This window comes from Candidatus Methanocrinis alkalitolerans, assembly GCF_029167205.1.
GTDB classification, from domain to species: Archaea; Halobacteriota; Methanosarcinia; order Methanotrichales; family Methanotrichaceae; genus Methanocrinis; species Methanocrinis alkalitolerans.
This window is the reverse complement of record NZ_JARFPL010000067.1, coordinates 1-6,314: the sequence shown is the minus strand read 5'-3', so window position 1 is coordinate 6,314 and position 6,314 is coordinate 1. Positions and strand designations below refer to the sequence as shown.

Annotated in this window: 4 protein-coding genes; 3 read left to right on the top strand and 1 reads right to left on the bottom strand. The window is 40.3% G+C overall.

Translation table 11 applies throughout. The annotated features are described in order from the left end of the window. The 3 genes from P0O24_RS12180 to P0O24_RS12170 form a co-directional block, all read left to right on the top strand. The coding region (locus P0O24_RS12180; RefSeq protein ID WP_316970028.1) for a class I SAM-dependent methyltransferase at positions 1–1,012 on the top strand (1,012 nt) is incomplete at its 5' end. Positions 1,013–1,037: 25 nt separating this feature from the next. Beyond that, on the top strand, positions 1,038–2,087 hold the full coding sequence (locus P0O24_RS12175) for a glycosyltransferase family 4 protein (protein ID WP_316970027.1): 1,050 nt from the start codon (positions 1,038–1,040) through the stop codon (positions 2,085–2,087). Further along, positions 2,084–3,397, top strand: coding sequence for a glycosyltransferase family 4 protein (locus P0O24_RS12170; RefSeq protein ID WP_316970026.1), 1,314 nt, complete (start codon positions 2,084–2,086; stop codon positions 3,395–3,397). Before P0O24_RS12175 ends, P0O24_RS12170 begins: the two co-directional genes overlap by 4 nt. Positions 3,398–3,404: 7 nt before the next feature. Here P0O24_RS12170 and P0O24_RS12165 read toward each other — a convergent pair whose 3' ends face one another. Further along, complete coding sequence (locus P0O24_RS12165; RefSeq protein ID WP_316970025.1) at positions 3,405–5,726, bottom strand: ArnT family glycosyltransferase; 2,322 nt, start codon at positions 5,724–5,726, stop codon at positions 3,405–3,407. Positions 5,727–6,314: the final 588 nt, after the last annotated feature.

Genomic DNA, 6,314 nt, shown 5'->3' with positions numbered 1-6,314 from the left:
GATCTCAGGCCTCGACGGGTCCATCGACGAGAGGATCGGCTCGAAGGTCGCCGAGATGAGGTCGCAGATCTCCTCGGAGATCTCAGGCCTCGACGGGTCCATCGACGAGAGGATCGGCTCGAAGGTCACCGAGATGAGGTCGCAGATGGCCACTGAACTTTCCGGTCTCGATTCTAAGATCGAGGAGCGGGTCAGAGGAGAGGCGAACGCCGTCATATCGGCGATGGACCTGGAGATAAAGAATATGGCCTGGCTCGCCTCGATCCTGGAAGGAAGGATGAAGGGCTTCGAGGATGTCCCCCTCTCCTCCGATCTCTCGGACCACGACGGGATGAACTACTTCGTCTTCGAGGAGGCCTTCAGGGGGTCGAGGGAGACGATAAAGGAGAGACAGTCGGCCTTCGTCCGGTACTTCGAGGGGTCGAAGAACGTCCTGGACATCGGCTGCGGGAGGGGCGAGTTCCTGGAGCTTCTCCGGGACGCAGGGATCGGCGGGCGCGGTATCGATATAAACGAGGACATGGTGGCTTACTGCAGGTCTCGGGGCCTGGACGTCGAGAGGATCGACGCCATAGCCTACCTCGAAGGGCTCGAAGACAAAAGCCTCGACGGGGTCTTCCTCGATCAGGTCGTCGAGCACCTCCGGCCCGACTACATGGTGAAGATGCTGGGGCTCTGCTACAAGAAGATGAAGTACGGCCATTACATAGTCGTGGAGACGGTGAACCCGCTCTCCTTCACGTCCCTGGCCAACTTCTATATCGATCTGACCCACGTGAGGCCGGTCCATCCGGAGACGCTGAGGTTTCTGCTCGGGGTGATGGGGTTCAGGGAGGTTGAAGCGAGGTTTTCTTCGCCTGTTTCGGATGCAGCGAGGCTTAAGAATATCGAAGCAAGGAAGGTTACAGAAGAATCTGCAAAGACAGTAGCAGAAGTCCATGATAATAACATCGATTTGATAAACAATGCCCTTTACGGAGCTATGGATTATGCTATTATTGGTAAGAAATAAATATAGAATAGGAGAATGATTGTATATGAGGATCGCATTGTGTGCAGTGCAAATACCATTCGAATTAGGAGGCGGGGCAGAATACCTCTGTGATAATTTATACAATGAATTAATTAAAAGGAATTACGATGTGGAATATATTAAGATACCTTTCAAGTGGTATCCACCAGAGGAGATCATTAACAATTCATTGGCTTGGAGATTGTTGGATCTATCTGAGAGCGATGGTGTAAAAATCGATTGTGTTATAGCAACAAAATTCCCAACTTATCTTGTCAAACATCCAAATAAAATAGTCTGGCTCCTACATCAGCATAGGGTTGCCTATGATCTTGCGTACACCGAATTTGACGATATGCAGAATAAAGGAAAAGCAGGCGAGATTGTAAGGAAGAAGATCAAATACATGGATAATAAATGCCTAAAAGAATCAAAACAACTATATACAATATCACAGAATGTGGCAGACAGGCTTTGGAGATACAACGGCATCGCAGGAGAGACATTGTATCATCCTCCACCGTTACTGGGAAAATATTACTGTGAAAATTATGATGATTATATATTCTATCCTAGCAGACTTGATCCTCTAAAAAGACAGGACCTGATTATTGAGAGCATGAAATATGTAGAAAGTAATATTAGACTTAAAATAGCTGGCTCAGGTAAGATGGCAGATAATTATGTAAAGTTAGCTAGAACACATAACGTTGACGACAGAATTGATTTTTTGGGACGTGTATCTGAAGAAAAATTATTAAATTTATATGCAAATTCATTTTGTATTCCATATGTTCCAAGAGATGAGGATTTGGGGTACATAACATTAGAATCATTTCTATCAAAAAAACCGGTTATTACTTGTATTGACTCTGGAGGACCCCTAGAATTTGTAGAAGATAATGTGAACGGCTTCGTTCTAGAGCCCGACCCCAAACAAATCGCAGAAAGGATCGACTTCATCTATGAGAACGAATTAAGTAAAAATATGGGTGAAAAAGGATACGACAAAATCAAATCCATGAACCTATCATGGGATAATGTTGTGATGAATCTTCTGGAGAATGTGGAATGAGAGTTGCATACTTCACCCCCATAAGTCCACAAAAAACTGGAATTTCAGATTATTCAGAAAAAGAGGTACTTCCGTATTTAAACAAATATATAGATTTAGATATTTTCATTGATGAAAATGTAACGCCTCAGAACACGTATATATTTAATAATTTTAATATTTATTTATATAAAAACTTTTTAAAAACAAAGGCCGAATATAAAACTATTATTTACAATATGGGGAACAATTCATATCATAAATTCATTTACGACTCGCTCATTGTAAACCCAGGAATAACTATACTTCACGATATATACTTACACGGTTTTTTAGGACATTTCACCCTATTGAAAGGAGATGGAGAAAGATATATTGAAGAATTTGAGTATTGTTATGGAGAATTAGGCAGAGAAACCGCAAGTAAAGCTATCAAAGCTGATATTTGGACGAAAATCCATGGATTAGAATATAGATATCCTTTAATAAAAAGAGTGATTGATAATAGCCTGGGAGTGGTTTGCCACAGTAATTATGGAGTGAATAAAGTATTGGATGAGTGCGATTCTGCAATTGTGGTAAAAATAAATCAGCCCTTCAACATATCAAATAATTTTCAATACAATGAATATGCTTTTATTCAAAAAATTAAAAAAAAGTTTAAACTGGAGGGAAGGTGGCCAATAATGGCCAGTTTTGGTTTTATTTTTCCCCATAAAAGATTCGATGTTATACTTAGATCTTTTAAAATATTTTTAACACAGTATCCTAATGCTGTTTTCCTTTTAGTTGGACGAGATTCAATGGGAGTCTCTCGGTTGATATCGAATCTAGAATTGCAGGATTCTGTCATAGCAACTGGATATGCAGCACACAAGGACGTTTTAGACTATCTAGCAATCTCTGATTTTTGCATAAATCTGAGATACCCCACGGCAGGCGAGACCAGCAGGAGCGTTTTGCAGCTGATGGCGGCAGAAAAGCCGGTAATCGTCTCAAATGTCGGCTGGTTCTCCGAGATACCAGATAAATGCTGCTTGAAGGTCGATGTGGACTCTTACGAAGAGGATGTCTTGCTCGAATATATGAGGCTTCTAGCCTCCGATGAGCGTCTCAGGAAGCAGATAGGCAAGAACGCCAGAGAATACGTTCAGGAAGAGCACGACCCTCAAAAGATCGCAAGGGAATTTTATATATTTATAAAAAATGTGTTAGATGGAAGAGAGTACATCCTAAACAAGGTCTCCAAGGAACTGGCTGACATGGGCGTAAAAGAAGAAGATACAGAAATAATTAGTCATCTTTCAAAACGAATAAGTAATATAATATAAAAACAGATTAACTTATCTTTATCTCCTTAATTCTCAGGCTCAAACACCTGTCATCGGGGCTCTCTCCGCCAGTTACTTCGCGCGGGCTCTCGCAGCCTTCTGGAACATGGAGCCTGAAGGAATTTGCTCCCTCTTCCAGATGGATCGGCATTTCAACTCTGGCGAAGCTCGGGGAAACGGTCGCATCTCCGATGAGACGATCACTCGAATCGTATACCTCCAGGGTCCTCGGACGGTTATAGCTGAGGACCGTGAAGCTCAGCTCTGCCGGGCGGGTCTCTTCGACCTCGATAATGAAGACGGCGTCGTTCTCCATCCATCGGGCAGGGGTGCCGCCCGAGTCTTCGAGGCCGTGCCAGCCGCCGGCGAGAGTAGCTGCTGGGAATTCCTCGCATATGATCAAGATGTCTCGTATCAATCTGATGTCCTGAAATGCGAGACTGAGACATCGGAGATCCGGACTGTTCCCTGCCGTAGCTTCATGTGGACTTACGCATCCTTCAGGGACGAAAAATGTTATGATATTGAAGCCTTTATTCATGTAAATTGGTGGCGCCTTTATCTCTACAAAATTGGTAGATGGGAGATTAGATTGCAGCATCCATAGATGTCCATTTAAGTATATCTCTAGTGTTCTGGGACCTTGTCGATAACTCAGAACTTGAAGATCCAGTTCAGCTGACCGGTTCTCACCAGAATATGCGATTAAAGTCGCATTATTTTCCATCCATCTTGTTATAGTTTCTGCCCAATTTTCGATGCTGTGCCATCCGGACGCATAGAGAAGTTTTGTACTAGATGTCAAGGATCTCTTATCGATAAATTTCGTATCAGCGTCCTTAGTTGATTCAATGGAAATTTTATAAATAAAACCTCGTTTATCGCTGTATTCAGGGGTGATACTATCAACAGTTAGCATTTTGACGTCATATTTATCTAAGATTGTCTGATCTGCATAGTTATTCGCAGTTATTTTAATTTGGTTATCATCATAATATGACCATAATAAAAGATCAAAAGAATCGACTTTTAATTTGGTCCTAACTAGATAATCAATATAATTTCTGTCGGATCCCAATGCATATATCTCGTAAATCTCACCTTGTTGAGCATGAGCCCAAAGTGGCAGATTAACTAGCTGACTATATTCAATAGGAAAATACGTGTATGGTATATTAAATGTATGCAAATCTGGACGTCTAGAGTTCTCTATGGGATCAGCTATGATCGGAGCTACTGTTAATATCGCAAGGAATAGAAATGGGATCAATATTTTAGATTTAATCGAGCCAAGCAAAAATAAAAAAGCTGGATATACATAGAAATATCTATTCCCCACAGCGTGTGTTCCGCCTAAATAATTATTTCCTACCAATATCACGAAGAATAATATGTATAAAACAATACCTATTAATATTAGACTTCTTTTAGGATCGGAATTAACAGTATCGATCCTCCTAAATACAATTAGACTTGATATTAATGCGAATATAGCAAATGGATAGTACCAAGTAACTCCTGTAAATCTGCCGAAGAAGTAATAATACAGATTATATGGAATTATTTTTAAATTATTCGTATTGAGCAAAACAGCGATCTGTCCTTCAGTCACACTAAATCCGAGATGTCCCGCTTCATTTACGTCATCATATCCGCTGAGAAATGGATAATTTGAGCTATAATACAACCTATTTCCACCATAAAATGATGGTGCTCCCGTTTCTAAATAGAAATATCCATAAAATATGAATACAACGATTGATATTGATAGAATCATAAGAGAAAAATTTTTAAATCTATGTTTGTACAATTCATATAATATCAATGGTGCAAATAGCATTAAATTAGGAATTTTGGCGACTGCCGCAATTCCGATAACAAATGACGATAATATAAGGTATTTGTTGTTGTTCTCACTAATATATTTATGCCACAAAAAAAGGCTAACCATTATTAAAAACATGTTGTATATTTCCACATGTATCCAAAAAATATAAATAAATGCCGTTGATGCAAAGAAGAATATAATTGACGTGAATAATGCCTTTAAATCGTCATTCTCCTTTCTTATATGTAGATACCCCACCAATATCATCACATAGAACATCAATGCATTGAATAGCAATATGCCGCTATTTCCAAATAGCTTATAGAAAAAGGCAGCAAATAGTGCATAGGAATATTCCTTGCCGTAAAAATATTTCCCTTCTTCAGTTTTAATTAGAAATAACCCTGCAGGCAAATCAGCAAATTTGGTTTCTAATGCTCTTTCAATATCGTTAGGCTGGTACTGTATATCGTGGTCCTCCGCGATGCTCTGTATCTGCATGTAGTATGTAGATGTATCTCCCCATCGATGGATTGGGGAAATAAACGAGATCGTACTTAGGAGGATTAATAATATTAATAGTATAGCTGATACTGATAGAGGTACAGAATCGAAGAATGATCGATAATTGAATTTTATCATAATTGGCCCTTTAATTTAGGAAATTGCATAATATTTTGCTAAGAACGGGCGTCATTTGCACAACAGAATGAGATTCCAGTAGCCAGATTAGAGTAGACAGCCTTCATTGCAGATCACCACTATCGTTGTATTAGGATTACTAGGAGTACATAAGCCTTTGCATCATCGGTTCTAAACTTGCTCTCCTCCTACGTAGAGTTGATTGATCTTGTAGTGGCTCTGAAGAGCATCGAGTGTCAACGCCGGTCTAAAACTGTCAAGTTATGGCGGGATAAAACTGCATGGGTCATCGGTTAAGGAGTTTAAGCTACACAATATTCCCATTTTTCACACGAATTATGCGTCATCTAGATTTGATCCGATTTCAAGACTGACTTGCTGTAGCCTCTTTGACCAAGCCAATCTCACCGTACTTGCTACCGAGATCGCTGCCTCATCGCGATTCTT

Bases quoted from the DNA above. Each gene is read 5' to 3' on its own strand.
- P0O24_RS12170 (WP_316970026.1), top strand. From the start codon at position 2,084: ATGAGAGTTGCATACTTCACCCCCATAAGTCCACAAAAAACTGGAATT.
- P0O24_RS12175 (WP_316970027.1), top strand. From the start codon at position 1,038: ATGAGGATCGCATTGTGTGCAGTGCAAATACCATTCGAATTAGGAGGC.
- P0O24_RS12165 (WP_316970025.1), bottom strand. From the start codon at position 5,726: ATGCAGATACAGAGCATCGCGGAGGACCACGATATACAGTACCAGCCT.